The 2,457-nt window shown below is 32.4% G+C and carries 3 protein-coding genes; all 3 read left to right on the top strand.

The window, feature by feature from the left end:
• Positions 1-118: 118 nt before the first annotated feature.
• Positions 119-814 (top strand): hypothetical protein, encoded by a 696-nt coding sequence (locus I6E38_RS14570; RefSeq protein WP_235394664.1) that lies wholly within the window; start codon positions 119-121, stop codon positions 812-814.
• A gap of 5 nt (positions 815-819) precedes the next feature.
• On the top strand, positions 820-1,884 hold the full coding sequence (locus I6E38_RS14565; RefSeq protein WP_235394663.1) for a hypothetical protein: 1,065 nt from the start codon (positions 820-822) through the stop codon (positions 1,882-1,884).
• Between the two features lie 297 nt (positions 1,885-2,181).
• Positions 2,182-2,379 (top strand): helix-turn-helix transcriptional regulator, encoded by a 198-nt coding sequence (locus I6E38_RS14560; RefSeq protein ID WP_235394662.1) that lies wholly within the window; start codon positions 2,182-2,184, stop codon positions 2,377-2,379.
• Positions 2,380-2,457 lie beyond the last annotated feature (78 nt).

The following is a 2,457-nucleotide window of genomic DNA, read 5'->3' as shown; positions in this document are numbered from 1 at the left end:
GTCAGCAACTTAACGAGCTGAATTCTTGCACTTTTTATGTCAGATTTATATCTAAATTTTGAACACCCTACCCAAAAGGACAAAGTTACGAATTTTCATTCTTGTAAGTCTAATGCTTATGATTAGTCAGATGACATTTGCTTATGTAACACTGCCATCGACACAGTACTCAATAAAGATTGGAGAAACAAAGTTTCTTTCAGTACCTTCTGCTACGCGAGGGTATATAGATAAAGCCATATGGACTTGTTCTAATCCCAATATTAAATTCATTAAAAAAGATAATGCAGGAGCACAGGTAAAAATAACAAGTTCATTCTCCGGAACTGCAATTATTGAACTAGTATGTGTAGAAAAGTACAATGATAAGAATAATCGAACGCAAGCCATCACTTACTATAAACAATTTAAAATTAGTTGTATATCAACAAATACTGTTGCTCCAACCTCAATCAGTTTTCCAAAAATTCAAGTTAAAATCGGAGAAATAAAAGAAATAAAACCTACGGTTAGACTGTCTAATGCAACTGTTATTTATAAAAGTTGCACTTTAATAAGTGGAAACAGTGCATCAATATGGATAGACAGTTATAGTAATGTTATAAAGGCAATAGGCAGAAGACCAGGTATTACTACGTCAGAGATAGTGACGACAAATGGTAAAAAAGCTATTGTTACAGTAACTGTGGCGAAACCGCAGAGTATAACATTTATAACTGATAATAAAGGTAATAAAATCTATGATACAAATTTGACAAAAGCAGTATCTAAAATGGAGAATTTAATTACTAAAACAATACAAAATAAAAAGTGACAACTATGAAAAATAATAATTTACTGTACATATTATTTATTGTCTTCTTGACTGTTTTTACCTTTGCTTGTTCTACTGATGATGATGAAAATGATGGCGAAATGGTAAATCCTATAGAGAACACTTTAATGCCAATAACAGATTGGCATGCTACAGAGAATGACATAAAAGAAAAGCAAAGTTCAGATTTCATACTATCATCATCTTATAATAATGTATACTTTTATGAACATTATAGCGATGATAACATAACGATATCGTATATGTTCGGTAACGACAAAACACTAACAGCATCTTGTGTCACTATTGAGAAAGATAATGATACTGATAAAAAGTTATCAAGACTGTTAATAGGCTTCAATAAACTTGGAACTAAAGATGAAGCAAATATATTTTATAATAAAAAGAAGGGTATTGTTGCAATGCTTACAGAAACACCTGATGGAGATGGACATCAATACTGCTCGTTATGTTTTGCTCCATATGTTCCATCCGACGATGACGATGATGAGAACCAAGAATATGTAGATTTATGCCTAAGCGTAAAATGGGGTAAATGTAATATTGGCGCAAATTCTCCGGAAGATACGGGTCTTTACTTTGCCTGGTCAGAAATAAAATCAAAATCGGAATATTGGAGAGAGAATTATTCCTATTGCAATAATAGAGCCAATAAATATATATTTAACTACACAAACCCATTGTCAGAAATATCAGGAACAAAATATGATGTAGCAACAGTCAAAAAAGGGCAGGGTTGGCGAATTCCAACATACGATGAAGCTCTTGAACTCATATACAACTGCAATTGGGAACTGGAGGTAATAAACGGTGTAAGGGGAGCAAAAGTAACAGGACCAAATGGAAAGAGTATCTTTATACCAGAAACGTATTGTAAGAAGCAGGCTAAAAAACCGTCAGGAATGACTAAAATTTGGCTTTCAGAATCGCCAAGCAAATCAGATGAGGAAGCATATGCTATTAATATTTCAAAAAGTCGTTTTACAGAACCGGAACTTGTTCTAGAGTGGAAAGCATGGGGGCTAAATATTAGGGCTGTTAAGGATTAAAAAAGGAGACTGCTCGGTTTGATTATGAAACTAAAATAGTTTTTTTGATGAAAATTCTGCCAAAATCTGTGGAATAGCTTAAAATGAGCGAATTATGAGCGTCTCACCTCAATGGAGGTAATGATTTAGCAACATTCCTAATTTCTGCAATCTGCGTACATTTGCAGTCAAACAACTCTTTTCAAGTGCAAAAATACAATATTTCTTTAAAATAGAATGTGAGAACAACGTTAAAAAATTATATATTGGAATAAAAGTGAGAATAATTCATTATCTTTGCAGAAAAAATAAAATATTATGGATATTAATCGTTTGAAAATAGTGCTTGTTGAAAAGAAAAAGACGAGCAAATGGTTGGCAGAACAGTTAAAGGTAAACCCTTCTACTGTTTCAAAGTGGTGTACTAATACATCGCAACCTCCATTAGAATCTATAATTAGCATATCGAAATTGTTAAATGTTGACATTAAAGAATTGATAAATAATTATGAGTAGTAAAAGATTCCTAAGACATCACCAAATTTTTGAGAGCTTTTTTGTGTTAAAATAAGCAAAATTGCCCCCAGAAAGCAT

Source organism: Leyella stercorea, from assembly GCF_021531355.1.
In the GTDB taxonomy this organism is placed as follows: domain Bacteria; phylum Bacteroidota; class Bacteroidia; order Bacteroidales; family Bacteroidaceae; genus Prevotella.
Note: the sequence above shows the minus strand (reverse complement) of the source record. Positions and strands in the feature narration are given on the sequence as shown.

Bases quoted from the DNA above. Each gene is read 5' to 3' on its own strand.
- I6E38_RS14560 (WP_235394662.1), top strand. From the start codon at position 2,182: ATGGATATTAATCGTTTGAAAATAGTGCTTGTTGAAAAGAAAAAGACG.
- I6E38_RS14565 (WP_235394663.1), top strand. From the start codon at position 820: ATGAAAAATAATAATTTACTGTACATATTATTTATTGTCTTCTTGACT.
- I6E38_RS14570 (WP_235394664.1), top strand. From the start codon at position 119: ATGATTAGTCAGATGACATTTGCTTATGTAACACTGCCATCGACACAG.